Here is a 26575-nt window from a genome sequence, read left to right on the forward strand (position 1 = left end):
TGAGATTACATCTTTAAGCCAATTTCTCTTAATCGCTCATCTAAATACTCTCCGGCAGTATAATCCGGGTATGCTTTAGGATGTTTTTCATCAATACAAGACGAAAGACAAGCAAGACTCATGGAGGATTTAGGGTGTAAGAAAAACGGAATTGAAAATCTTGAAGTTCCCATTTTTTCCAAAGGAGGATTGACAACTCTGTGTGTCGTGGATTTTAGTTTGTTATTTGTCAACCTTTGCAACATATCCCCTACATTAATCACAATATCTTCTCCTTTAGCTTTAATCGGATACCATTCGCCATCTTTAGTCAATACTTCCAAACCATCTGCACTGGCTCCTATCAAAAGCGTGATAAGGTTGATATCTTCATGTGCTCCTGCACGTACAGCATCAGGGGCAAGTTCTTCGGGATGTAATATCGGAAAATAGTGAATCGCTCTCAGGATAGAATTTCCATTGATAACATACTGCTCGAAATAATTTTCTTCCAGATCAAGATAAGTAGCGATAGCTTTCAATAACTCACGTCCTGTATCTTCCAGTTTTTTATATACTTCTGCAGTGATCGTATTGAAACGAGGTAACTCTTTGACTTCAGGATTATCCGGAAAGTCTGTTTTTGAATATTCTTCCCCTACAATCGTTTGGCCTCTTTGCCAGAATTCTTTCAGATCCGGAGTTTTAGAGTCTTTAGCCTTTTCACGGCCCTTTGTAGTGTAGCCACGTTGTCCTGCCAATTCAGGAAACTCATATTGATATTTGATGTCATCCGGAAGAGCAAAAAATGCAGGAACCACCTGATACAATTCATCAATCAACGCTTTGGAAAGACCATGATTGGCGATCGTCACAAATCCGGTTTCATTAAAAGCTTTACCAATATCCTGAATAAATTGTTCGCGTTGTTCTTTAGAACCTGAAGTGTAATTCAGTAAATCTAATCTAGGTATGTTAACTAATGCCATACTATTTCTGTTTTTGTACGAACAAAGGTAATTGAATTAATTTTGAATTTTCTAACACCCGTGTGAATAAGTGTAGGTATTTTAATCTTAACTGCTTGATTTGTAAAACAAAAAAGTTTTCCACATTTTTAATATGCCGGCTTATTCTCCGACATTCTTCTGTGTCTGGGTTTGAATGCCTTCCTGTGGCAGTTCTCCTAATTCCTTAAGGTAATAGTGTAAATCCACCAGCATATCCTGATGTGGTTTTGCGAATTTTTTAAAACTATAAGTATGTATGAAATAGAAAATCAGTCCAAGAATGAAGAATCTTAAAATTACATCACCCGAAAACAGGGATGATAAATCAAAGGACTGTGTGTTTTTTAAGGATACAGCTATTACTAATATTACAAGAATACTTCCTCGAGCTATTTTGTTGAATTTCAGATAATTTTGAATCAATTCCTGTATCTGAATGAATCGATCCGTTATCTGAAGATCGGTTTCAAAGCTTTCATGAATTTTTTTTCGCAGTTTATAGGCGATATAGGTCATTCCGGCTTCTACCAGTGATCCCAGAATAAAATACCAGCTCCAGAAAGTGTTGTCATAATTATACAACAGAATGCCGATGGCTACAAGAATGAACAGAGACCGGTAGCGGATATTTTTCTTCAGGTTTTCATCTATTGTGTCGAGCAGATTAGTCGGTTTCTGTGTTGTTAATTTTTCAATTGCTTCTTCCGGAAGAAACAATAGGGCAGATGGAGTAGTTGGACTATTCTGTCTGTTGTTATATTTAAGATCTTCTAATTTCATAATGATAGCTGTTTTTTACTGAGGTCCTTTAATTTTTCTTTGATCCGGGATATTTTCACAGCCACGTGATTGGCCGTCATACCCATCGTGTGTGCGATGTCCTTATAACTGTAGTCCTCGAGATAGAGGGCTACCAGTGCCTTTTCGATTTTTGATAGCTGACCAATCGCCCGATACATAGCCAGAATCTCTTCATTCTCCTGGTAGATAATTTCGCAATAGCTTTCCTGTGTAAACTGCAGCTCGGCATGCATATGTTTACGATCGCGTTTAATGTAGGTGATTGCCGTGTTCAGCCCGACACGATATAGCCAGGTCTGGAATCTGGAGTCGCCTCTGAAGCTTTTGAAAGACTTCCAGCTCTGCAGTACTATTTCCTGAAACAGATCTTCTCTGTCCGTTCTGTTGTCCACATACATGCAGCATATACGATGGATAATGGCCTGATTGGAAGTTATTAATCCGATAAATTCTTTCTCGATGTCCATGTTATAGTTGGATGTCTTCTCTAAATTACTTTATCTGTTAGTCTTGAAAAAGGTAAAAACATTACAATTGATAGTAAAAATGAATAAAATATGGCCTGAGCTTCTTTATTCTATTTTTTGAAGTATCAGAATCAGACAAAGATTTATCGAAAAATTAACAGAAGTGATTTGGAATGTCCGAATAAATAAATTAAATTTGTTATGCTTGCATAGCAAAATAGCTAAAAATAAATTATGAGTCAGGATAATACAATTGATTATTTCATGAAAACCGGTTGGCAGACTGTAGCCAATAAATACAATACGATCGCATCGCAGTACGGTTTTACGCAGGCTGCCGGGTATATCTTGATAAATATACACAAAGAAGGCACTCCTGTTTCACAAATTGCAAATTTGACAGGTGTAAAAACAACGAGCTTGTCCAGAGTGTTAAATAATCTGGAGACCTTAGGTTTTATTTACAGAGAAGCGAGTGACGTGGATAAGCGGTCTGTCAAAGTCTATCTGACAGAGTTGGGTAAAGAGAAGCGAAAAATTGCTAAGGATGTGGTGCGTAGCTTTAATCAATATCTGGAAGCAAATATCAGTGCCAGAGAGCGTGCTCAACTGATCAAGACACTCATCAAAATAAATGAACTGGCAAAGGACTATCAGGGAGAACTACAATCAAACGCTGCGGATAATATTGCCGCAACATAAAATATAAAAGGATGAATAACAGAAGTATTAAAAAAGTAGCCGTTTTAGGTTCTGGAGTGATGGGGTCAAGAATCGCCTGTCATTTTGCCAATATCGGACTGGAAGTTTTGCTTTTGGATATTGCGCCAAAGGAATTGCTGCCGGCAGAAGAGGCGAAAGGCCTTACTCTGGACAGCAAACTGGTACGCAACCGCATCGTCAACCTCTCGTTGGAGACTGCAATTAAATCCAATCCGTCACCTATTTACAGTAAGTCATTTGTCAAAAGGATCAAGACCGGAAATTTTGACGATGACATGAAGGAGATCGCACATGCAGACTGGGTGATTGAAGTTGTTGTTGAACGTCTGGATATCAAAAAATCCGTATTTGAAAAGGTAGAGCAATTCCGTAAAAAGGGGACGTTAATCACTTCCAATACATCCGGTATTCCTATTCATTTGATGACGGAAGGAAGAAGTGAAGATTTTAAAGATCATTTCTGCGGAACACACTTTTTCAATCCGCCACGTTATCTGCAATTGTTAGAAATTATTCCTACGCCTCATACCAAAAAAGAGGTCGTAAACTTCCTGATGGAATATGGTGATAAATTTTTGGGTAAAACTGTGGTTTTATGTAAAGATACACCTGCCTTTATCGGAAATAGAATAGGCGTGTATTCCATGTTGGCACTGACCCATCTGGTAGAACCATTAGGTCTCACTGTTGAGGAAGTTGATAAATACACAGGCCCTGCAATGGGGCATCCCAAATCAGCCACTTTCCGAACGGCAGATGTGGTAGGACTGGATACTTTGGTGAATGTTGCCAATGGTTTAGCGCAGAATGCGCCGGAAGATGAAGCTAAAGGAGTATTTCAATTACCGGCTTTCATCACTAAAATGGTTGAAAACAAATGGCTTGGAGAGAAAACCAAAAAGGGTTTTTATGAAAAAGTAAAAGATGCCAAAGGCAATTCTGAAATACTTTCCTTAAACCTCAAAACGCTCGAATTCGGATCTCAGCAAAAAGTGAAATCGCAGACACTGGAGGCGACAAAGCAGGTAGAAGATATCCGCAAACGGATGAAAGTCTATGAACAGGGTAAAGATAAAGCAGCGGAGTTGTTCAGAGCAATGCACTATCCATTGTTTGAATATGTGTCTAACAGAGTTCCTGAGATTACTGATGATTTTTTCCGCATCGATGATGCAATGCGTGCCGGCTTTGGCTGGGAAATAGGTCCTTTTGAAGTATGGGACGCTCTGGGAGTAAGAGAGACAATTGAGAAAATCAAAGCTGAAGAAAAACGTCTTCCGGGACAGACCGGTGAAGTTGCAGCATGGGTTCATGATATGCTGGATGCCGGACACGAATCTTTCTATAAAGTTGAAAATGGTGTAAGACATTATTATGATATTGCTTCCAAATCTTATAAAGCGATCCCGGGTGCCGAAGACCTGATTGTACTGGATCATATCCGTGAAATAAAAACAATCTGGAAAAATTCAGGAGTCTCGATTATAGATCTTGGAGATGGTATCATCAATTGTGAATTCCATACGAAGATGAATACCATTGGTGGTGATGTTATTCAGGGACTGAATAAAGCCATTGATCTGGCCGAAAAAGAATATCGTGGATTGGTAATCTCCAATGACGGAAAGAACTTCTCAGCAGGTGCCAATATCGGGATGATCTTTATGATGGCTGTGGAGCAGGATTATGATGAACTGAATATGGCTGTGCGTGCTTTTCAGAATACTTCTATGCGTATCCGTTATTCTTCGATTCCGGTCGTGGCCGCTCCGTTTCAGCTTGCTCTCGGTGGAGGATGTGAATTTTCTATGCATGCGGATTTCGTTCAGCTCCATGCTGAGACTTACATGGGACTGGTCGAATTTGGTGTCGGCGTGATTCCGGGAGGAGGAGGTTCCAAAGAATTTGCATTGCGGGCTTCTGATGAATATAAAGATGATCAGATCGTTCAGAATACATTGAAAGATCGTTTCCTTACAGTCGGTCAGGCAAAAGTTTCTACTTCTGCCGTCGAAGCATTTGAGCTGGGGTATCTTCAGGAAGGTAAATATGCGATCACGATGAACCGTGCACGTTTGCTGGCAGATGCAAAAGAAAAAGCATTGGAACTGGCAGATGCCGGATATGTACAACCTGCTCCCCGCAATGATATTAAAGTTCTTGGTAAACAGGGATTAGGTATCGTATATGTAGGAGCAAGCTCGATGCGTGCCGGTAATTATATCTCAGATCATGATAAGAAAATTTCAGAAAAATTAGGCTGGGTGATGTGTGGCGGAGATTTGTCTGCTCCGACGGAGGTGTCAGAGCAATATCTCCTTGATCTGGAAAGAAAAGCATTTTTGGAATTGTGTGCTGAGCGCAAGACACTGGAACGAATTCAGTTTATGCTGACCAAAGGCAAGGCATTACGAAATTAGTATGCTCAAAAAAGGTATTGATGAAATACAAAAATGTGTGATAAACATCAATGCTTTTTTAAAGAAAAAAATAATTAAATAAAAGGATTGGTGAGGATAGTCTCGCAAGACGCGATACGAATTACTCATTACTAACTACTATAAGAATATGGAAGCTTACATTGTAGCAGGATATCGTACCGCAGTCGGGAAGGCTCCGAGAGGAGGATTTCGATTTACACGGGCAGATGATTTAGCGGCAGATGTTATCAAGCATTTGGTAGCCTCAGTGCCCAATCTCAATAAAGAAGAAATAGACGATGTAATCGTCGGTAATGCAATGCCTGAAGCGGAGCAGGGACTGAACGTAGCCCGCCTGATCTCGTTAATGGGTTTGCAGACAGATAAAGTTCCGGGTGTCACCGTTAACCGTTACTGTGCATCAGGATTAGAAACTATTGCAACGGCTGTGGCAAAGATCAAATCCGGAATGGCAGATTGTATTATTGCCGGGGGAGTGGAAGTGATGTCGGGCATGCCGTTCGGAGGCTGGAAGATTGTGCCTAATCCGGAAGTTGCAAAAGAAAACCCGGACTGGTATTGGGGGATGGGACTTACAGCAGAAGCTGTCGCTAAAGAATATAATGTGAACCGTGAAGATCAGGATAAATTTTCTTTACGATCACATCAGCGCGCTGTCGAAGCAATCAAAAACGGCCATCTGAAAGATGGGGTCGTTCCTATTACTGTTAAAGAAAACTACCTGAAAGATGGTAAGATAGCAACACGAGAATATGTCGTAGATACGGATGAAGGTCCTCGTGCGGATTCTACACTGGAAGTATTATCCAAATTAAAACCTGTATTTGCGGCAGACGGCTGCGTGACAGCCGGGAACTCTTCACAGACATCTGACGGAGCAGCCTTTGTCCTGGTTGTTTCGGAGCAAAAGATGAAGGAATTAAACCTGCAGCCTATCGCACGTTTAGTGAGTTATGCTGTCGCTGGAGTGCCTCCCCGGATTATGGGAATAGGTCCGATTTACGCTATTCCAAAAGCTTTGAAGCAAGCAGGATTAAAGCTCCAGGATATTGATCTGATTGAGCTGAATGAAGCATTTGCTTCACAATCTCTGGCGATCATACGTGAATTGGGACTGGATGAAGAAAAAGTAAATGTAAATGGTGGAGCTATTGCATTAGGACATCCGCTGGGTTGTACCGGTGCAAAGCTAACCGTACAGGTACTGAATGAACTGAAGCGCCGCAACAAAAAATATGGTATGGTTACCATGTGTGTGGGTACAGGACAGGGAGCAGCAGGAATATTTGAGTTATTATAGTATAAAATAAGAATTATAAAAGTTGTAGGATGTATGTCCGGACGGAGAAAACGATCGCAATATACACTACTAAAATCTGAATATTATGAGCAAAGCAATCAAAGGCGGTGAATTTGTGATTAGAGAAACACCGTATACAGATATTTTTATTCCGGAGGAATTCGATGAAGAAGCAAGAATGATTCGTCAGACTTGTCTGGACTTTCTGGATACTGAAGTTCTCAATAAACTGGAACGTATAGATGCACAGGAAGAAGGCTTAATGCCAAGTCTGATGGATAAGGCCGGAGAACTTGGTTTATTAGGCGTTTCAATACCTGAAGAATATGGTGGGTTCGGTAAGAATTTTAATACGTCCATGTTAGTCGCAGATGCCGTCGGTTCGGGTTATTCATTTGCTGTAGCTTTGTCCGCACATACCGGAATTGGTACTTTACCGATTCTTTATTATGGAAATGCAGAGCAGAAAGCAAAGTATATTCCTAAACTGGCTTCCGGAGAATGGAAGGCTTCATACTGTCTGACAGAGCCTAACTCCGGATCGGATGCGAACTCAGGGCGTACATCGGCTAAACTGAATGCAGAAGGTACTCATTATATTATCAATGGTCAGAAGATGTGGATTACCAATGGTGGTTTTGCCGATATCTTTATCGTATTTGCTAAGATTGATGATGATAAAAATCTGACAGCATTTATTGTGGAGAAAGATTTTGGAGGTATTACCATGAATCCTGAAGAACATAAGTTAGGTATCAAAGGTTCGTCTACGCGTCAGATCTTTTTTAATGATTGCGCCGTTCCTGTAGAAAATATGCTTTCAGACCGTGAAAACGGATTCAAAATTGCAGTTAATATTCTGAATATCGGACGTATCAAACTGGGTGCAGCGACTATCGGATCGTCAAGAGGTGTATTGACGCAAGCTATAAAATATGCAAACGAACGTGTACAGTTTAATCTGCCTATTTCTAAGTTTGGAGCTATCCGTTATAAAATCGCAGAAGCCGCCATTCGTTTGTTTGCAGTAGAATCAGCTACATACCGTGCCGGACAAAATATTGATGATGCCTATGATGCTTTGGTTGCAGGAGGAATGGATGAGGCGAAAGCAAAACTAAAATCTGTGGAGCAGTTTGCTATCGAATGTGCTATTATCAAAGTCTGGGGATCAGAGATGCTGGATTATGTTGTAGATGAGGGAGTACAGATATACGGAGGTATGGGCTATTCGGCAGATGCACCAATGGAAAGAGCTTATCGTGACTCTCGTATCAACCGCATTTTTGAAGGAACAAATGAGGTAAACCGTCTTTTGGTAGTGGATATGTTATTGAAGCGCGCGATGAAAGGGGAATTGGATCTGATGGGACCGGCAACAGCTGTCGCAGGAGAACTGATGTCTATTCCTGATTTCGGAGATGAAGATGAAACGCCATTTGCAGCAGAGAAAAAAATATTGGCTAATCTCAAAAAAGCAGGGTTGCTGATTGCAGGTGCAGCCGTTCAGAAACTGATGATGTCCCTGTCCAAAGAACAGGAAATCCTCATGAATATTGCAGACATAATCGGTTACGTATATGTATCCGAATCTGTCCTGTTACGTGCCGAGAAGATCTTCCATACACAAGGAGCAGATGCAGCAGCTTATGCTACCGATATTGCTAAAGTATATCTGTATACAGCGATTGATAAAATAAATGCTGTAGGTAAAGAGGCACTTTATTCATTTGGAGAAGGAGATGAATTAAAAATGATGCTGGTAGGTCTGCGCAGATTTACAAAGGCAGAACCATTTAATATTAAAGATGCCCGTCAGCGTATTGCCAAAAAGCTGATTGAGGAGAATAAATATTGTTTTTAATCTTTTATTGTTTTAGGTTGTTAAGCCAGCGTGTTTATACACGCTGGCTTTTTTATGATTCAGTATTGATGGATATTACCATCGGTAACCTAGGGCAAATTCCAGACATTCCGCGGTATTTCTCTGAATTCCCGATGTGCCTTTCAGATAAGCAAAATTAAACTTAAACTTCTTAATATTCAGATTCATTCCTGTCGTTATGTTTTGATTGCTGTGATAGAGTGCAAACAGTTGAAAGTTTCGGTTGAAGGCAACAGCTCCGCCCAGATCCAAGACATCATTGTCATTCAATAATTTCCGGAAAGATACCTGAGGAGAAAACCGAAGACGGCTTACTGTTTCTATTGTATAGCTGACGCTGCTGAAGATCCTGCTTTTATTGACCAGAAAATAAGTGGTCTTCTTTGCCAGAATATTATTGACAGAGAGCTGTATATCAACATCCGAAACGCTGTATGCAACACCCAGATCAAGATCCAGTTTATTGGTTCTTCTGTTGAAATCCAGTAATGTCGGGTCATTGGTCTCTCCCTCAATCTTTTTGAGATCGATGTTTTCACTTGTATAACTTAGTGAAGTCCCCAGACTCAGCATATTCCCCGGGTTATCAAACAGTAAATGGTGGGCATAGGAAGCCTGTAAACTGGTGTGTTTGAACGATCCTGAATTTATATTATGTATTCCTGCACCAAAACCATGTGTATTAAGGTTCAGGTTTAAATTTAGTAATTGCTCATTCTGGTTTGCATGATTGTTCGCCACATTATTACGGATGCCAAGTAGCAGCGAGTTTTCAGCAGAAATGCCATACTTTGCCGAATTTTGGAGGTATTTGTCCGTAAAAAATCCCGAGGCTAAAGGCACTTGTTGTGCAAATCCTACAGATGAAGATAACAGTATGATAAAGGTTAAATAACAGGAAATAATATACCTGTTGATTTGATATGAGTTCATAATAAAGGTTATTGAGGGTTTACGATATCTAAGTAGCCTGCATATTCTTTTTTATTGAAAATGACCTTATACATATAGGTGCCATTCGGCAGAGGGCTCGAATTGGATATTCCGGGCCAGTCATTTTTATAATCCCGTGCAGAAAACACTAATCTCCCGTTTTGACTATATACATATACTTCATTTTCAGGATCAGCTTCGATATTTTTGATTAGCCAGTAATCATTGATACCGTCATTATTCGGTGTAATGATATTATTGATCTTCAGCTGATAAGCCGATTCGATCAGATCCAACTGTAATGATGCCGTGGAAATACAACCATCTGAAGATTTACCAGTTACTTTGTAGCTGATTTCTCTGCCGGCATTTAGGGTTATACTGTTGCCTGAACCTATGGAACTTTCGTTTGCAAACCATTCGTAACTGTAATCAGCAGACGGATTTACCACATTGAGCGTTACAGGTTTGTTCTCTAACAGAGGTCTGCTGTTATCATATGCGATCTTTAATTCAGGGGGGGAGGTGGCTGTAATATTGAAACTTTGGCTATAAGAATCTATTCCACCGTTATTTGTCCCTCCGTTATCTTTTACGGTAACGTTGATACGGGTTGTCCCTGCATATGTCTCTTTTAATATAATTCTGATGGTTCCGGTAGAAGATGTAGGTTGAAGTATCTGCAGCTCATCAAAGAGATCTGCATGATCTGCCTGAATGGATAGCGTCGTCTGCTGACTGGATTCTTTTCCCGGAGAAATTCCGTTTATCATCACTTCATATTCTTGCCCGCTGTTGCAATATGTCAGGTCAGCGATGCTTTGAAAAGTTGGGGCCTGATTGACAAAATTGATGTTTATAGTCAGTTCCGTTTCTTCACTGGTTTTGCGATCATTGTCTACAGTAGTGGTGAATTTAATACTTTGTATCAGGCCATAGCTGAAATCTGCAGGATCGAGGATGCGTACCTCGCCCGAGTTTGTATCCAGTTCGATTGCCGGAATACCATTCTGATTGGGATCATCGGTTTTAAGGAGTTTCCAGTTTTTTAAAGGACCATTCAACGGATTCGTAGCCTGCAATCTGGTCAGGATATTTCCTTTGGCACTTCCTTCATTTACAGTTATCGGAACGACCTGTACAACGGGTCTGGGTAGCTCTTCAGTAGTAAACTTAGCAATAGAGCTGGAAGCTTTTTCTGTATCCCGGAATGCTTCTACTTTCCAGTAATAACTCTGTATGTATTCCAGTTCCTCAGGAACGGTAAATGTATCCGGTCTGATGTGGTCCGCAATTTTGATCCATTCATCAGTTGATTTACCCAGAAAAACACTGTAGGTTTCTTCATCACTTCTCCATTTAAAGACAGGGTTAAGCGCATTTTGCGAAACAGCATCTTGTGCAGGAGTAATCAATACCGGAGGGGCAACAGGAATACCGGTCGCATACAATTGAGAAATATCTTCGTCAGACAAAGCATAGTTGTAAAGCTTTACTTCGTCCAGTTGGTCTCTGTATATTTTATTTTCGGCAGAATTACCGATAAGCAGGTCTACATTATCCTGTCCTATGTTTTGTGCGAGCGCAGAGGCTGTTTTGATAAATTTTCCGTCAATGTAAAGGGATATTTTGGCATTTTCCACGTCCCGCACGGCAACAATATGATGCCATTGATTATTAAATAAATTGTTGGCCGCTATACCCGTGGTCACTTCGTTTTTACCACGTCCACTGACACTGGAATCATCATCAATGGCAAAAACAAGATTTCCGTTATTATTTAATTGAATACCATACCATCTTCCTACACCCGAAAAAGTACCCTTTTGTATCAGGTAGGCATTTGTTGCGGAGGTCGTGTAGGTATTGCTGCTGCCTTTCATCCAGAGGGATATGCTGAAGGAGTTGTAGTCAAATTTGTTTTGCTCTCTCGCCGGTATAACTATTGCTTTAGTTGCAGTTGTACCGTTGGCTGTTTTAAATTCAACAGCACCGTTACTTTTTCCCAAGGCCACAAAAGGCGATGTACTAAAGGAGCGTGTTGTTCCGTGATTTGCATATTTGCTGTAATCGTATCCGACTGCCTGTTGATCATCAAAAGAATAATAACCTACTAATTCACGCTTATTCGGATTAGCTGTAAAACTCCATACTGGACTTTCCTTACTGACCCCGTTGTTTTGTACGATGACTTTCCAGTAATAAATGGTGCCGGGATCAAGTAATCGGAAGGTAAAGTTTTTTTCGGTTGCGGGTAAGGATGCTGCTTTATGAAGCTGATCTGCAGACGTGCCAAAGTAAATATCAAAAGAAGTTGTATTTTCTCCACCTGACCAACTGACAGTTGTCTGATCTCCTCTTGAAGAAATACCTTTATCTTTAGGAAATGGAGTATGTGCAGCCAATAGTCCGACATGCTCTAAATAATCTCTTTGAATGGCCGAGTCTGCTAATGCATAATTGTAGATTTTCAGCTCATCGAGTTTGCCGAAATAAGGCGCAGAATTCAGATTGTTCTGTTTTAAAAATTCCAGTTCTCCTATATTTCCGATAATCAGATCTGATAATTCACCTATGCCACTGGTTGCTTTACTGATCGTGGCCTCCACATTCAGTTTCCCGTTGCGGTAAAGCTTGATTTTTTTGTTTTCTGTATCGCGGATTACGGTTACATGTGTCCATTGTCCGGTGTAGAAATCTGAAGTTTTTGCAGTGATCTCATCCTTTCCCAGGTTGTCGTTATCGATTGCAAACCGAAAATTTTCTTCTTTTACTTCTATATTAAAGCGGTTGCCGGTAGCGCCTGTGGTCGTATTTTTGGTAATTGATCCTTTGCATAATATATAGGAGCTATTTGTAGAAGTCGGACGATCCTCCTGAGCGGCTTTCATCCAAAATGTAATGGTGAAAGAAGAGTTGTTGAGGTATAAATGAGCCTTATGCGGTATACTGGCGGAATAGGTGGAGGGGTCGGCTTTCTTCAGATCCAGCGCTCCGTTATGCACGCCTTCCGTGCGGAGTGAAATCCCCAGATCTGAAGTGCGGGACAGCTCACCGTGATTGGCAAAAGCTGACTGATCGAGTAAGGTTGTTTCCAGTTCCTCTGTTGTCTCGTCAAAATTCCAGTGTCCGACAAGCATTTTTGGAAAGAGCTGTTCCGTCCTGAATGTCCAGACTTCACCGGTTGTGGTTCCTTTGTCATTACTGGCGTCTACCCGCCAGTAATAGGAAGTGTTATTTTCTAAATCGGATATCACAATGCCGGGTGTTGCACTGTAAGCGACTTCCTGTTTCAAAATAAGATTATCGGCGTCTTTCCCGAAATATATCGCATAGGTTTTGGTGTTGCTGCTACCAGTCCAGGAAAGGTCTATAGCACCTTCATTCAGAATAACATGGTTATATAAATGAACCGGAGAAGGTTGCGCAGCAGGAACAGGAGCAGTCGGTATGGCTGTTGTACGGTGAGATAAAGCAGTGCTGAATACCGATTCTTCCTGATCGTGAATCGACTTCAACCGGTAATAGTAAAGGGTGTTAGGTTTGAGGTTATCGTCGGTAAAAGTTGTTTTATTGATCTCTGTAGTGGTTACCGGAGTCCATTGTATAGCATCAGCGGATCTTTCAATACGGGTTTTGACATCAGGCGAATTATTTTCCCAGGACAAGGTAACGACACTTCGGGCAGGTGTCTCATCATACGAGAGACTGGTTGCTTTGATGTTTTTTGGAGGCCTGACGAAGTCAGTGGGTTGCTCATCTGCGAGCATATTGATATATACCTCAATATTAAGATACGGAGCATGAGCATTGCTTTCCTTTAAGGCGTCTGATGGATCATTTTTATTGAGTCCTAACCGTTCTTCCCATTCATCCGGAATACCGTCATTGTCAGTGTCCGCAGGAAGTTGTGCCGGATAGAAGTCTCCCAGACCTCCGTTGCTTAGTCCGTTATCCGTTTCACGGTACATGTATTGTCCTGATTTGCCAATACTCATCAGATCAGCGATCATACCTGCATCTACCTGATCGCGATTGGGAAAAGTTGCTCCCACGTTAGATACGATCCATTGGTACGCTTCGGAGGCAGACATGCCAGGGGCTATCGTTGGATAGCTGGAATAATCCCCTGCATTTTTAAAATTTTCAGGTTCAATTCCCGGATACCAGGTACTGTTGGCTTGTATCTCCATTCCATTCAGTACCCCATCATAATTGCGGTCATAGTAGTTGCCACGCTGATAGAGGTTGAAATTACCGTTTCCTCTGGAAAATGGTGTTGATTTAGATTGAGGAGTTGCCGGACCGGCAATAAAGTAATTATTTAATAAGGTCACATTTGATTCTCCGGAAGATTCTCCTCCCAGAATATAAGCATCTGCCGAAATACTGTGATCGGCATAAGTTGTGTTTGCATTACCAAAATTGTAAACGACATTATTGACAAACTCATTTATACCTTTTACTTTGGGGTTTCTGGTCTTATTGCTCATGTAGAGCGATTTCAGAATACTGATTTTTCCACCTGTCTGAATCAGTCCGCCTGCAGAGTGATTGTGCCGGTGCAATCCCTGTCCGATAATAGAGTTCTGTATGGTAATGTTATCCGGCTCACTGCCTTTATTATCCCAGTTGATAGAAAATACTTCATCCAGCCCCCAGGAAAAAGACATATGATCAAGGATGATATTCGTTCCGTTGGCAATACCGGAAGCGTCATCATTTTTTCCGGCACCTCCGTTGACTCCCAGTCGTATACGAAGATGACGGCTAATCGTATTGGATGCTCCGCTAAACGAAACTCCGCGTCCGTAAAGAACAATTCCGTCACCTGGAGCAGTCTGACCTGCAATGGTAGTGTTAGCGGCCACCTGAATTTTACTGCTGAGCGTGATAATGCCGCTGACTTTGAAGATGATAAATCTTCCGGGCTGACTTACGGCATCTCGGAATGAACCGGGACCGCTGTCGCTCAGATTCGTTACAAAATATACCGATCGGGAACTGTAGCCCCGCGCTCCGGTAGCATACCGGCCGAAACCTTCTGCCCCGGGAAATGCTAATGTTTGTGCTAAACTGTTCTGAAGATTTTCGAGCGAAAATAACAGACAGAACAACATGCAAAGAACATACTTTCTTTTCATATCAGATGTTTGAGTTTTACAATTGGTTAATTTTCAGGATTATCCCACAGGAAGGAGACCCTTTTACAAATTTTACCATTAATTGTGATATGACTGACCTGAACTATCCTGCTCCGGTAAAGGGGGATAATCTTCGGACTTAATTAGCTTCATTAAAGTCGTGGGAATTCCGGATCATAACTAGTTTGTACCCTGCGCTAATTAAATGGAAAGAAAAGTTGAGATTATGAAAAGGTTTTGCCTGAAGAATTTCAAATGCTGTTTACAATTTGAGCCATTGTGTTAGTAAAATGACTGTACCTGACAATATCCGGAATGCTATCCGTAAATGTTTTAATGCTTTTGTTATCTGATTCTCGACAGAACGTTTTGAAATTCCGAGCTTTATTGCAATCTCATCATTGCTTAAATGTTCAAAACGACTTAGTTGAAAAATTTCCTGACAACGAGGCGGTAATTCCTTCAGAACATCATCAACCGAAGATTTTATATCTTCCTGTTCCATCTTTTCAAGTACTAAATTTGAAACACTTGTTTCGGTTGTATGCTCCTGATATTGACTGAATGCAATCTGATTTTCTTTTAAGTCCTTCAGCGCTTTATAAACATGATATCTGGCACATGTCCGCAGGTATGCAGAAAATGAACGAATCTGGAGATATTGACGCCTGTTCCATAGATTCAAAAATATATCAAGCGTTATCTCTTCACTTTTCTCACGATCATTCAGATAGGAAAATGTTGTTGTGTAAATAAGAGACCAGAACCGATCATACAATGTAGCAAAAGCTATCTGACAATCCTCAATTTGAACGGTCACCCATAATTGCTGATCTGTCAGCAATGTATTCTGATAATATTGCTTATTACGTAAAGGCATCGAATCTGCTTTATAAGCGTGATGGTATCTAATTTATAGTTGGTTTTTTTAATGGATGAGTAATGATTATGTCTAGCCATTACCATATACAATTATAAAAAATAAAATAGAAACAAAAAATATTTTTGCAGGTGTGTTACACTTCAGAAATACACTCTATAGAAATAGAAATCTAAATAGAGGACAGTATGCTAACCAAAGAAGAATACATCAGGTTATACGAAAAACATCAACAGGGACTTTGTACAGAAGAAGAATATCTCATGCTGGAATCCTATGAGGACGGTTTTGAGTTGCAGGATGCAAACTGGAATGAAATGCGTATGGGAGAAAAGGAAAAAGTGAAAAGGCGAATCCATAGAAAAATAAAAGATCATATCACAATTTCAGCTTCCCGAAAGTATAAATTATTGTTCAGGAGTATCCAGACTGCTGCGGCCGTATTAATTGTATGTTTCGGAGCTTATTGGTTATGGAACCTGAAAGATGATGCCGGTAATAATCGGGCTATGGTCGTCCATAAAAAAATACTTCCGGGGGGGAATAAAGCAATTCTTACACTGGATAATGGTGCGGAACTGGATCTTAATTCTCTAAAAATTGGTGATTTATCATTAGATGGGCAGGTGTTAGCCAGTAAGAATACGGAAGGGCAGTTGGCATATGATCAGACTAACCTATCCGCAGCAAAGATCAGCTATCATAAAATACGGACACCAAAAGGGGGACAATATCAGGTCGACTTATCGGATGGAACAAAAGTATGGTTAAATGCAGAATCGTCTATACGTTTCCCGACTTATTTTACCGGTGACGAACGCGTCGTTGAAATTGCAGGAGAGGTTTTCTTCGATGTACAGAAACAAAGCGGAAAATCATTTATTGTGAAGACTGCCGATCAGAAAATAACAGTGCTTGGTACACGGTTTAATGTGAATGCCTATGCAGAAGAACCTTCAGTACAAACCTCTCTTATTGAGGGAAAGGTTTTTTTGGATGTAAATAGCAAAAGGTATAATCTCCATCCAGGACAACGTACGACTTATGATAAAGGGAGTAAGCGTGTAGATACGGAGACCTTTAATCCAAAAGAGGTACTGGCCTGGCAAAGCGGTAACTTCTTCTTCGATGCAGAAGAAATAGAAAGTATCATGCGCAAGATCGCACGATGGTATGATGTGGAAATTGTCTACCAGGGTAATATGAAAGATAAAATATTTTCGGGAACCATTTCACGCTTCGGGGAAGTGCAGGATGTGCTTGATATGCTGGCTCTTACAGGCTCAGTAAAGTTTAGAATAGAAGGAAGGAGGATATACGTTATGGGATAAATTCTATTAAAATCAGATAACCGGAAGCGATTGCAGCGCTCCCGGTATTAAAGCCAATACAATTAAAACCTATTTAATTACATTAAACCCGTAAACCAAATGTACAAAAATTATGATGTGCAGACAAGACTATATGGTCTTTCTAGAGGCACAACAATCTGGAGAATCATGAAACTATTAGCATTTTTTATGGTGCTTGGGGCGATGTCTGCGAATGCCGCTGTGCATGCCCAAAAGGTAACTTTGTCCCTCAAAAAGTCAACACTTGAAAAAGCGTTGCTTGAGATCAGTGAACAAAGTGGCCACCATTTGCTCTATAATCCACTGATGCTGCTAAGCAGTAACCTTGTATCAGTTAATCTGAAGAATGTATCACTGGAAGAGGCCTTGAAACAGTGTTTTATTAATCAGCCTGTAGTATATACAATTAATAAGAAGACTATTGTTGTACAGGAAAATTTGCACAATTCCTCTAAAGATAAGGCGATCCCTCCCAAGCAAAATGAAGCCGTACAGACCTCAATAAGTGGTACTGTGACAGATTCTGTCGGTCCTGTTGCAGGTGCAACTGTTTCTGTCAAAGGTGTATCAGGTCAGGGAACAACAACAAATGAACAGGGACAGTTTAAAATACAGATACCAGGTTCCAAGGCTGCACTGATTATTAGTATGGTCGGTTATGAAACACAAACGATAGCAGTACAGGGCGGATCTGTCCTTAACGTCAGACTGAATCGCAAGAGTACAGATATTGAAGAGGTAGTGGTGGTAGGCTACGGTACACAGCGCAAAAGTGATCTGACCGGGTCAGTAGCTTCAATAAATAAAGCGCAGATCAGTGCTTTTCCGTTGGCCGGTACAGCACAGGCTCTGCAGGGGCGGGCACCGGGTGTAGCTGTATCCAGTACCAATGGCGAACCGGGAAAAACTCCCCGTGTTCGTATTCGGGGAGGTACCTCTATAAATGCCAGTAGTGATCCTTTATATGTCGTTGACGGATTTCCAGGAAGTACTCCGCCATCTCCTGAAGATGTAGAATCTGTAGAAGTGTTAAAAGATGCTTCCGCGACCGCTATTTATGGATCCAGAGGAGCAAACGGTGTAATAATGATTACAACTAAAAAAGGGAAAGTAGGTAAACCTGCTATAGAATTTAATAATTCTCTGGCGACACATAAAGTCGGTAAAAGACTCGAATTGCTGAATGCATCAGAATTTGCATCTTATATTAATGATACCTATATCAACTCTGGAAATAATAATATTCCATATCCCAATCCCGATAGTTATGGAACAGGTACAGACTGGCAGGATCTGATCTTTCGTACAGGAAATCTGCTTAATAATCAACTCGCTGTTTCGGGAGGCTCGGATAATATTCGTTATTACACAGCATTAAATCATTACGGGCAGAAAGGAGTAATTATTAACTCTAATTTCAGAAGGCTATCCGGAACATCAAATCTGGATATTACTTTTTCTGATCGGATAAAAATGGGAACACGACTAATGTTTAACAGAAACTACTTAAGTGGTGTCCGTACACAGGAAGCCGGTAGTGGCACTACCACGGCTGGGGTAATCGCTGCTGCCTTGCGCTTTGAGCCTACTCAGGGTGTGTACGATGCAAATGGTAATTACACATTGAAACAGGTGGGTGATCCGCATGATAATGCAGTGGCAGTAGCTACGGAACGTCAAAATAAGGTAACTACAGATCTCTTTCAGGGAAATACATACATAGCTGGGATTGTTGAAAAATCTGATATTCCGAAGTACGTTAGGTATACAGATAAGTAATGAGCGTACAGGTAATTACGCCTCTAAAGCACTTGTTGAAGGACGGAATGTCGGAGGTATAGGATCTATCTACGCAAATAAGAATACCAATCTTATAAGTGAAAATTTTCTGACTTACAATCAGACATTCAATGATATTCATAACCTTACTGTGATGGCAGGGTACTCTTATCAAAGCTCAAGGAACGAAGCCTGGCAGGCCAATAATCGTAATTTTATCTCAGATAGCTTTTCTTTTTGGAACTTAGGGGCCGGATCGAGTTATCAGAATGCATTTTCGAATCTGGAAGATTGGCTGATGTCTTCTTTTTATGGACGTGTCAACTATAATTTTAAAAGCCGGTATCTGTTTACAGTCACAGGTCGTTATGACGGATCATCGCGATTTGGGAAAAATAATAAATGGGCATTTTTTCCATCAGGAGCATTTGCATGGAATGTTAAACAGGAACCGTTTATGCAATCTGTTGAGACCATTAGCAACTTGAAGATCAGAACAAGCTATGGTGAAACCGGAAATTCCGAAATAGGATCATACCAGTCACTGGCTCGTTTTTCTCCGACCTTGACTACAATAGGAGGAATCCCGGTAAATGCTGTTCGCCCCACAAATGTTGCCAATCCGAATCTTACCTGGGAAACTACAAAACAAACTGATGCAGGATTGGATATAGGGTTCTTAGATAACAGAATAAACCTGACAGTAGATTATTATTATAAAAAGACTGTTGACCTGCTGTATCAGGTTCCCTTACCTATTTATTCAGGATTTACCAATTCTCTTCAAAACGTAGGAAGTGTACAAAACAAAGGATGGGAATTCGGATTGCAAACGGTTAATCTTAATGATAAGGTAAAATGGAGTACTGATTTTAACATTACATTCAATCGTAACAAAATCCTTCAACTTCCTAAGGGTGATATCCGATATAATAGTATTCCGGCTCATATGTTATCTACCGAATCACAGATTCTTCGCGAGGGAGAAGTTGTCGGAGCCTTCTTCGGATGGGTGTTTGACGGGCTTTACCAACAGGGGGACGACTTTAGTGCACAGCCCGGCAAGAAACCGGGAGATGTCCGGTATAAGGATATTTACGGTCGCGATGCTTCTAATAATCTGACTGAAGGGCCAAATGGTGTAGTCAACGCTGATGATCGTAAGGTTATCGGAAATCCGCATCCGGATTTCACATTTGGATTTAATAATGACTTGAAATACAAAAATTTTGATATGAACATTTTTATGCAGGGATCATATGGTAATGATATGCTGAATATAACCCGTATGGAGCTCGACTGGATGGCAGGAAAAGGAAATGCAACAAAGAATGCCTTGCGAAGATGGACTCCTCAAAATACCAATACGGACATTCCCCGTGCGAATTCGGCAAACAATCCTGAAGTGTCCTCACGCTGGATTGAAGACGGATCTTATCTCCGCCTGAAAAATCTTGCCCTGGGTTATAATTTCACTGAAAAATCTCTTCAGAAGATCGGTGTAAAACGTTTACGTGTATTTTTCAGTGCTCAGAATATATGGACATGGACAAAATATTCCGGATATGATCCGGAAGTAAGTTTCCAGGACTCCAATCAAAATATAGGCCTGGATTACATGAGCTATCCGAATATCAAATCATTCACTTTTGGATTTAATGCCGGATTTTAATCTTGAAATATTATGAACAAGAACACATTATTCAGAATTTTAATATTAACGACACTTCTCGTTAGTAGTTTTTCCTGTACAAAGCTTGACGAAAAAGCTGTCAGCATCCTGACACCGGAACAATATTTTAAAACAGAAGCCGATGCAGATGCATCTGTAATGGGAATTTATAGTTTATTGGCAAATGCAGATAGTTATGGCCGTCGCTTGGTGATGGTACTTCAGTTGTTGGGAGATGACTGCGATATTGGTGATATTGGTACACAATCCAGCCGTATCCAATTGAACAGCTTTAGACATGACTCCAGCAATCAGGATATTCTTGCTGTCTGGCGTACCGCATATCTGGGTATCGGAGCCGCAAATGCAGCAATAGACGGTATTCCGGCTGTAACCATGAATGAAACAAAAAAAGCCGCATTGATAGCTGAGGCACGTCTTTTAAGAGCTTTATACTATTATCATCTGGTACAACTCTTCGGGGACATTCCTTATATAGGTGAATATGTCAGCGATCCTTCCAAAGTAACGAATATTAATAAAACACCTGCTGAAAAAGTCTATGAGAATATTATAGCTGATTGCGATTTCGCTATCAAAAATCTCCCGGACACATATTCAGGGTCTGTGAAAGCGAGACCAACAAAAGGTTCAGCGCATACATTACTTGCCTCTGTATATATGATATTAAAACGTTGGCCGGAAGCTGCTGAACAGGCTGAAATTGTTATTAAAAATGCGTCGACTTATCAGTATGGTCTTGTACAGGACTATCAAAATCTGTGGAAAGCGGATCTCGGCTACCAGTCCGAACATATATGGGTTGTAGATTTTGCAGGTAAGATAACGGGAGAAAATAATGCAAATGTTGACTATACAGCACCAATGACTGGTGTGAGAGATGCCGATATGCTGGGATGGAGCGTAATTGTACCTTCAACAGGAATGTATAGTAGTGTCTCTGATGAAGACTATCGGAAAAAAGTAAGTTTTCTTACCCAGACACCAGTTAAAGGCGTTATGACCCCTTATCAGAAATGGAAATGGCCGAGAATCCATATGGCTAAGTGGTGTCTTTATCCAGGGAAAAATGCCAGTGCGGAAGGTTCGGATTCAGATAATAAATATGTAATCTTTCGTTATGCCGAGGTTCTACTTATGGCTGCAGAAGCAATAAATGAAGCAAACGGAGGCCCGACCTCTGCGGCATATAGCTATATCAATGCTGTTCGTGCAAGAGCTCGCTATACCCCGGAAGGAAGTCGCTCTTATCCTGCAGATTTACAATCCGGGATGAGTCAGGATGCTTTCCGTCAGGCTGTACGTGAAGAACGTAGAGTAGAATTAGCTTTTGAATGGAAACGTTGGTATGATCTCAAGCGATGGGGAGTAATTGTAGAAGCATTTAATGGGGCAACAGCTTATGAAAGTCAACCAAATGTCAAGTCTTTTCATGCATTGCTTCCTATACCTCAGGAGGAAATTGGTCGCAATGCTAATCTGTTGCCTCAAAACCCGGGTTACTAAAATTATATCCGTAACAAAAAAATATATAATGAAGGGATTAATTTCAATTATAGGGCTGATGTGTGTATTGGTAATACTCACCGCACAAACCAAAACAGGGCAGAATCAAGGAAAGTTGCACTTATCTGCGGCATATATAGATACACAGCTTAAGGATGCGGTGGAACAATATAAGTATATGGCCACAAGACTGAATGAACCAGGTCGTCTTCCTAAAACGTATTATGCAAATAAGGATTCTCTGGAAACGAGTAGCCCGGAATGGTGGACATCCGGCTTCTATCCGGGGACATTACTTTATCTTTATGAATATGCCGGAGATCCTGTCCTCAAAGCAGAAGCAGATAAGATGCTCCGGATACTTGAAAAAGAAAAGGATGATAAAACTACCCATGATCTGGGCTTTATGCTCTATTGTAGCTTCGGCAATGCGAATCGCCTGCAGCCAAGTGCACATTATAAGCAAGTATTGTTGACAGGTGCTGAATCACTGATCTCACGTTTCAATAGCAAAGTCGGCTGTATCAAGTCCTGGGATCTTGTCAATAGTAAATGGCAATTTCCGGTAATTATTGATAACATGATGAATCTCGAATTCCTTAATTGGGCCTCTCGTGAAAGTGGTGATCAGAAATATATCAATATTTCTAAAACTCACGCAAATACAACATTGAAACATCATTTCAGGGACGATTACAGCTCTTATCATGTTGTAGATTATGATTCCATCTCAGGTGAAGTCAGAAACAGGCATACAGCTCAGGGTGCCAGACATGAGTCCGCATGGGCGCGTGGACAGACATGGGGATTGTACGGTTATACTATGATGTATAGGGATACCAAAGATGTAATTTATCTTAATCAGGCCATTCACATCGCAGAGTTTATATTAAATCATCCCAATCTGCCCAAAGACGGCATTCCTTACTGGGATTTCAATGCTGATAATATTACGCAGGCTAAACGAGATGCTTCTGCAGCAGCTATCATTGCCTCAGCTTTGCTCGAGTTACAGTCTTATGTCAACAAAGAACAGCAGGAAAAGTATCTGCTAGCTGCGGAAAAAATGTTGAAAAGTCTGGGGTCAAAAAATTACAAAGCGAAAAAAGGTACCAATGGAGGTTTTATATTAGAGCATTCCGTAGGCCATATTCCTGCTAATTTCGAAATAGATGTACCCCTGACTTATGCTGATTATTATTATGTAGAGGCACTTATGCGCTATAAAGCATTGTTATAGTATTAGAAAGCCAATTTTTCATTCAGTAATTTATAGCCGGTACATATTTTTGTACCGGCTATCTTTTTGTCAGCATTTAAGTGCTAAAGCAATTCCTGACTTAAGAAGTGTTTATATAGGTTTAAAATGAATTGTAACTTCCTGTTTACATGCTTTAATAAAAGCGAAAGAGGGTAGCCTCGGGTTTGCGTCTACCGTAAAAAAGATTACTTTTGTGATTCCTTATTTTTGGATTTGGCAGGATATATACATAACTGCTATTCACAAATAAATCAACCACAAAATTATGAACAATCAAAAAATTCAATTTTCAGAAGACTGGGTAGTGGTCATTTTAGGTCTGGGAATTATTGCTTTAGCTTTATCGGGAATCATTATTCCAACCCCAAGATTTTCCTGGTCAGATCTCTCGTCTCTGCAGCATGATGTCCTGAGTTCCGAGAATATTACGACCATATTTTTTCAGTTTGCAGCAGTTTACGGAACGGCAATTGTTGGAGCCATATTGCTGTCCAAACCTTTAAAAGCATTGTTAATTGTATTTCCGGTAGTCTTTGTGTTGACTGTATTAGCGCTAATTGCTGCTGGCAATGCCGTTGTCAAGGATTATAATCTGGAAGCCGTGATTTTTAGTTTAGTGATAGGTCTTGTGATCAGCAACTTCTTTAAATTACCGCAGTGGTTTAAAGAGGCATTAAGCACAGAATTGTATGTCAAGATAGGTTTGGTATTGCTGGGAACTACTGTCATCTTTGGTGATATCCTTAAAGCCGGTTCTTTGGGATTAATACAAGCCCTTGTTGTCGTTCTTTCGGTGTGGTACTTTGCATTTTGGCTGTGTAAAAAGTTAAAGATAGATAATGAAATGTCTCTGATGATTTCCAGTGCTGTTTCAATTTGTGGAGTTTCTGCAGCGATTGCTACATCCGGAGCCATTAAAGGAGACAGTAAGAAGCTATCTTATGTCATCTCATTAGTATTGATCACAGCTATACCGATGATGATTTTTATGCCTTATATGGCCAGCTGGATGGGGCTTTCACAGGAAGTAACCGGAGCATGGCTTGGGGGAAGTATTGACACGACGGGTGCTGTGGTTGCATCCGGATCGCTGGTCGGAGAGGAGGCTTTGAAAATAAGTACCATCGTTAAGTTTTCGCAGAATGTATTGTTAGGGATTGCAGCTTTCGCAATCAGTATTTACTGGAGCTATTCCAAATCCGTCAATGAAGAAACAAAGCAGGAGAAACCTACATTAAAAGTTATCTGGGAGAGATTCCCCAAATTTGTAATCGGTTTTATTTTTGCATCCTTACTTTTCTCTTTTGTCATCTCTCCTGAAAAAGTGGATACTGTGAAAGGAAGTTTAAAAAGTCTTCAGGGATTGTGGTTTGCTCTGGCTTTTACCTCTATAGGTTTAGAAACCAACTTTAAAGATCTTTTTAAACAGGATAATAAAAAACCGCTTTACGCATTTCTGATTGCACAGACTTTTAATATCATAGTGACGCTGCTAATTGCGCTAGTATTATTCCGGTAGAGCAGGATCAGCTACCGGTTATTTTTCCATTTTTTTATATGGAAAAATGTATCTTAAAGCATCAATACCAATGAAGGAATAATTTATTTATGACAGAAAGGGAACTTTTACAACAATATCGTGCCAGCGGCGAACTGGATGTATTGGGCAAGTTATATGCTCCTTATATGTCGCTTTTGTATGGTGTATGCTTTAAATACCTGAATGATGCAGATCGTAGTCAGGATGCAGTAATGCAAATATTTGAAGAACTGATCGACAAATTGAGAATTCATCAGGTGGACAACTTCAAAAGCTGGTTGTACACGTTTTCGCGTAACTATTGCCTGATGCAACTTCGTAAAGATAAACGTGTGCAGCAGGTGGACATTGAGGATCATCTCGCAGAGAGTGAACATTTGTTAGATAACAGCTCTGACCAGTTATGGGATGAAGCACATTTCGAAAAACTGGAAACCTGTATGTTAACCCTTAATCCGGAGCAGGAGCGCTGTGTGCGGTTATTTTATCTGGAACAAAAGTGTTATAAGGATATAGTAGAAGAAACTGGGTATGATATGAATAAGGTGAAAAGCTACATTCAGAATGGTAAGCGCAACCTTAAAATATGTATGGAGAAGAAGTAAAATGGAAAATAATTATCAATTATCACGTATTCACAACTACATCAATGGATTGATGAGTAAGGATGAGATGTTTCAGCTGGAACGTGAGGCGCTGGAAGACCCGTTCCTGCAGGATGCGATCGATGGATACCGGATGCAGAATAAGGTGGATATCGGAAAACTGAGTTTGCTACAACAACGACTGAATAAGCGGGTAACGGAGCAGCATCAGGAAAAAGGAGTTCGCTTTTTCGGGTGGCAAAGACTTTCCATTGCCTCAGCAGCAGCTGTATTATTCGTGGTATCACTGGTGTTCTTGTGGATGAAAAATTATATGGTTCAAAAGCAGTCACGGACAGTGGATGTAGAATTAAGTGCGGGAGAATACAGTATTCAGGTTGAGCCTATTATGAACGGAGGAGAAGCGGTGCCGGCAGGAGGCTGGAAAAAACTGGATAATTATATACATAAAAATAATCCCGGTTTAGAGGTAGGGGGAAGTGTAACGGTTTCTTTTGAGATAGATGAGAAGGGCAAACCTTATAATATCCGCATAGAACAAGCGGATAATGACCAGATCGCAAACAACTCAAAGACATTACTGGAAAAGGGGCCTAAATGGGAAGGCAAATCTGCTACCCTTCGGATAGTGTACCCGTCAAGATAAACAAGAAAGGATGAATCAGAGATTCATCCTTTCTTGTTTATTATTCTTCCCAACGTATCTTTTCTGTTATTGGTGTACGGATCGGCTCTCTGCTCTCTGCCTGATGATGACCCAGGTAAAAGATACCGATACATTTTTGATTCTCTTCCAGATTCAGGAATCCCCCCAGATGATTGATTAATCCAGGACTGGCCCAGTAACCGCCCAACCCAAGAGAATGTGCTGCTAACCAAAGGTTTTCTATAGCACATGATGTTGCTGCTAACTCTTCCCATTCAGGTAGCTCGCCTGTATAATTTACAATAAGAGCTATAGCGACATTGGAAAATGTTGCTTTTTCGCCCATCGTGATCTCTGTTTTTTCCTGATATTTCTCTGCAGGTGTAACCGTTTTATAAATACGGGAAAGCTCTGTTCCCAGACGTTGTAATCCTTCTTTGCGGAAGATTACAAAACGCCATGGTTGTGTTCTTTTATGTGTAGGTGCAGCGTTCGCAGCTTCCAATATCGTCAGAATATCTTCACGGCTGACTTCCTGATCTGTGAAATTGGCTTGAAAAACTGCTCTGCGTGTTTGTATTGCCTCGATTACTTCGTTCTTATTGCTCATATTGTATATAGTCAAAAATT

19 protein-coding genes are annotated in these 26575 nt (G+C 40.6%); 12 read left to right on the forward strand and 7 right to left on the reverse strand.

Annotated elements, in window-relative coordinates; translation table 11 throughout:
- Positions 1-5: 5 nt before the first annotated feature.
- From I6J03_RS10980 to I6J03_RS10990, 3 genes are all read right to left on the reverse strand, one after another.
- On the reverse strand, positions 6-968 hold the full coding sequence (locus tag I6J03_RS10980) for an isopenicillin N synthase family dioxygenase (protein WP_003012092.1): 963 nt from the start codon (positions 966-968) through the stop codon (positions 6-8).
- Positions 969-1109: 141 nt separating this feature from the next.
- Positions 1110-1769, reverse strand: a complete 660-nt coding sequence (locus tag I6J03_RS10985) for a hypothetical protein (protein WP_003012093.1) — start codon at positions 1767-1769, stop codon at positions 1110-1112.
- Positions 1766-2257: an RNA polymerase sigma factor gene (locus I6J03_RS10990; RefSeq protein WP_003012109.1), complete on the reverse strand. Its 492-nt coding sequence runs from the start codon at positions 2255-2257 to the stop codon at positions 1766-1768. The genes I6J03_RS10985 and I6J03_RS10990 overlap by 4 nt, the downstream gene beginning before the upstream one ends.
- Positions 2258-2491: 234 nt before the next feature.
- On the opposite strand from I6J03_RS10990, the gene I6J03_RS10995 reads away from it, so the two are divergent.
- The 4 genes from I6J03_RS10995 to I6J03_RS11010 all read left to right on the forward strand — a co-directional run bounded on the left by I6J03_RS10995 (position 2492) and on the right by I6J03_RS11010 (position 8585).
- Positions 2492-2959, forward strand: coding sequence for a MarR family winged helix-turn-helix transcriptional regulator (locus tag I6J03_RS10995; protein WP_003012112.1), 468 nt, complete (start codon positions 2492-2494; stop codon positions 2957-2959).
- A gap of 11 nt (positions 2960-2970) precedes the next feature.
- Positions 2971-5400: a 3-hydroxyacyl-CoA dehydrogenase/enoyl-CoA hydratase family protein gene (locus I6J03_RS11000; RefSeq protein ID WP_003012114.1), complete on the forward strand. Its 2430-nt coding sequence runs from the start codon at positions 2971-2973 to the stop codon at positions 5398-5400.
- Positions 5401-5548: 148 nt separating this feature from the next.
- On the forward strand, positions 5549-6721 hold the full coding sequence (locus I6J03_RS11005; RefSeq protein ID WP_003012116.1) for an acetyl-CoA C-acyltransferase: 1173 nt from the start codon (positions 5549-5551) through the stop codon (positions 6719-6721).
- Between the two features lie 85 nt (positions 6722-6806).
- The gene (locus I6J03_RS11010; RefSeq protein WP_003012118.1) at positions 6807-8585 is read left to right on the forward strand and encodes an acyl-CoA dehydrogenase family protein; all 1779 of its coding nucleotides are present in this window, start codon (positions 6807-6809) and stop codon (positions 8583-8585) included.
- A 75-nt stretch (positions 8586-8660) separates the two neighbouring features.
- Here I6J03_RS11010 and I6J03_RS11015 read toward each other — a convergent pair whose 3' ends face one another.
- From I6J03_RS11015 to I6J03_RS11025, 3 genes are all read right to left on the reverse strand, one after another.
- Positions 8661-9539 (reverse strand): PorP/SprF family type IX secretion system membrane protein, encoded by an 879-nt coding sequence (locus I6J03_RS11015; RefSeq protein WP_081445172.1) that lies wholly within the window; start codon positions 9537-9539, stop codon positions 8661-8663.
- Positions 9540-9547: 8 nt separating this feature from the next.
- Positions 9548-14683 (reverse strand): LamG-like jellyroll fold domain-containing protein, encoded by a 5136-nt coding sequence (locus tag I6J03_RS11020; protein ID WP_003012122.1) that lies wholly within the window; start codon positions 14681-14683, stop codon positions 9548-9550.
- 262 nt (positions 14684-14945) lie between these two features.
- Positions 14946-15563: an RNA polymerase sigma-70 factor gene (locus I6J03_RS11025; RefSeq protein WP_003012125.1), complete on the reverse strand. Its 618-nt coding sequence runs from the start codon at positions 15561-15563 to the stop codon at positions 14946-14948.
- Positions 15564-15751: 188 nt separating this feature from the next.
- Between I6J03_RS11025 and I6J03_RS11030 the strand changes: the two genes are divergently transcribed.
- The 8 genes from I6J03_RS11030 (at position 15752) to I6J03_RS11060 (ending at position 25945) form a co-directional block, all read left to right on the forward strand.
- Positions 15752-16894, forward strand: coding sequence for a FecR family protein (locus I6J03_RS11030; RefSeq protein WP_003012127.1), 1143 nt, complete (start codon positions 15752-15754; stop codon positions 16892-16894).
- Between the two features lie 168 nt (positions 16895-17062).
- Positions 17063-18694 (forward strand): SusC/RagA family TonB-linked outer membrane protein, encoded by a 1632-nt coding sequence (locus tag I6J03_RS22755; RefSeq protein WP_232279859.1) that lies wholly within the window; start codon positions 17063-17065, stop codon positions 18692-18694.
- A complete protein-coding gene (locus I6J03_RS22760; protein ID WP_003012130.1) occupies positions 18648-20366 on the forward strand; it encodes a SusC/RagA family TonB-linked outer membrane protein in 1719 nt (572 codons plus the stop codon). Before I6J03_RS22755 ends, I6J03_RS22760 begins: the two co-directional genes overlap by 47 nt.
- 12 nt (positions 20367-20378) lie before the next feature.
- A complete protein-coding gene (locus I6J03_RS11040) occupies positions 20379-21893 on the forward strand; it encodes a RagB/SusD family nutrient uptake outer membrane protein (RefSeq protein WP_003012133.1) in 1515 nt (504 codons plus the stop codon).
- A 28-nt stretch (positions 21894-21921) separates the two neighbouring features.
- Entirely contained in the window at positions 21922-23133 is a 1212-nt protein-coding gene (locus I6J03_RS11045) for a glycoside hydrolase family 88 protein (RefSeq protein ID WP_201694366.1), read from the forward strand.
- Positions 23134-23419: 286 nt separating this feature from the next.
- Entirely contained in the window at positions 23420-24673 is a 1254-nt protein-coding gene (locus I6J03_RS11050; protein ID WP_003012138.1) for a YeiH family protein, read from the forward strand.
- Positions 24674-24762: 89 nt separating this feature from the next.
- On the forward strand, positions 24763-25299 hold the full coding sequence (locus I6J03_RS11055) for an RNA polymerase sigma factor (protein WP_003012140.1): 537 nt from the start codon (positions 24763-24765) through the stop codon (positions 25297-25299).
- A complete protein-coding gene (locus tag I6J03_RS11060) occupies positions 25259-25945 on the forward strand; it encodes a hypothetical protein (protein ID WP_236586225.1) in 687 nt (228 codons plus the stop codon). The genes I6J03_RS11055 and I6J03_RS11060 overlap by 41 nt, the downstream gene beginning before the upstream one ends.
- 40 nt (positions 25946-25985) lie before the next feature.
- Here the strand turns inward: I6J03_RS11060 and I6J03_RS11065 are convergent, their stop codons facing one another.
- On the reverse strand, positions 25986-26555 hold the full coding sequence (locus I6J03_RS11065; RefSeq protein ID WP_003012144.1) for a nitroreductase family protein: 570 nt from the start codon (positions 26553-26555) through the stop codon (positions 25986-25988).
- Positions 26556-26575: the final 20 nt, after the last annotated feature.

This window comes from Sphingobacterium spiritivorum, from assembly GCF_016724845.1.
Taxonomy (GTDB): Bacteria; Bacteroidota; Bacteroidia; order Sphingobacteriales; family Sphingobacteriaceae; genus Sphingobacterium; species Sphingobacterium spiritivorum_A.

Excerpts from the sequence above, each read along its gene's own strand:
- I6J03_RS10980 (WP_003012092.1), bottom strand. The coding sequence starts at position 968 with ATGGCATTAGTTAACATACCTAGATTAGATTTACTGAATTACACTTCA.
- I6J03_RS10985 (WP_003012093.1), bottom strand. The coding sequence starts at position 1,769 with ATGAAATTAGAAGATCTTAAATATAACAACAGACAGAATAGTCCAACT.
- I6J03_RS10990 (WP_003012109.1), bottom strand. The coding sequence starts at position 2,257 with ATGGACATCGAGAAAGAATTTATCGGATTAATAACTTCCAATCAGGCC.
- I6J03_RS10995 (WP_003012112.1), top strand. The coding sequence starts at position 2,492 with ATGAGTCAGGATAATACAATTGATTATTTCATGAAAACCGGTTGGCAG.
- I6J03_RS11000 (WP_003012114.1), top strand. The coding sequence starts at position 2,971 with ATGAATAACAGAAGTATTAAAAAAGTAGCCGTTTTAGGTTCTGGAGTG.
- I6J03_RS11005 (WP_003012116.1), top strand. The coding sequence starts at position 5,549 with ATGGAAGCTTACATTGTAGCAGGATATCGTACCGCAGTCGGGAAGGCT.
- I6J03_RS11010 (WP_003012118.1), top strand. The coding sequence starts at position 6,807 with ATGAGCAAAGCAATCAAAGGCGGTGAATTTGTGATTAGAGAAACACCG.
- I6J03_RS11015 (WP_081445172.1), bottom strand. The coding sequence starts at position 9,539 with ATGAACTCATATCAAATCAACAGGTATATTATTTCCTGTTATTTAACC.
- I6J03_RS11020 (WP_003012122.1), bottom strand. The coding sequence starts at position 14,683 with ATGAAAAGAAAGTATGTTCTTTGCATGTTGTTCTGTCTGTTATTTTCG.
- I6J03_RS11025 (WP_003012125.1), bottom strand. The coding sequence starts at position 15,563 with ATGCCTTTACGTAATAAGCAATATTATCAGAATACATTGCTGACAGAT.
- I6J03_RS11030 (WP_003012127.1), top strand. The coding sequence starts at position 15,752 with ATGCTAACCAAAGAAGAATACATCAGGTTATACGAAAAACATCAACAG.
- I6J03_RS22755 (WP_232279859.1), top strand. The coding sequence starts at position 17,063 with ATGAAACTATTAGCATTTTTTATGGTGCTTGGGGCGATGTCTGCGAAT.
- I6J03_RS11040 (WP_003012133.1), top strand. The coding sequence starts at position 20,379 with ATGAACAAGAACACATTATTCAGAATTTTAATATTAACGACACTTCTC.
- I6J03_RS11045 (WP_201694366.1), top strand. The coding sequence starts at position 21,922 with ATGAAGGGATTAATTTCAATTATAGGGCTGATGTGTGTATTGGTAATA.
- I6J03_RS11050 (WP_003012138.1), top strand. The coding sequence starts at position 23,420 with ATGAACAATCAAAAAATTCAATTTTCAGAAGACTGGGTAGTGGTCATT.
- I6J03_RS11055 (WP_003012140.1), top strand. The coding sequence starts at position 24,763 with ATGACAGAAAGGGAACTTTTACAACAATATCGTGCCAGCGGCGAACTG.
- I6J03_RS11060 (WP_236586225.1), top strand. The coding sequence starts at position 25,259 with ATGGTAAGCGCAACCTTAAAATATGTATGGAGAAGAAGTAAAATGGAA.
- I6J03_RS11065 (WP_003012144.1), bottom strand. The coding sequence starts at position 26,555 with ATGAGCAATAAGAACGAAGTAATCGAGGCAATACAAACACGCAGAGCA.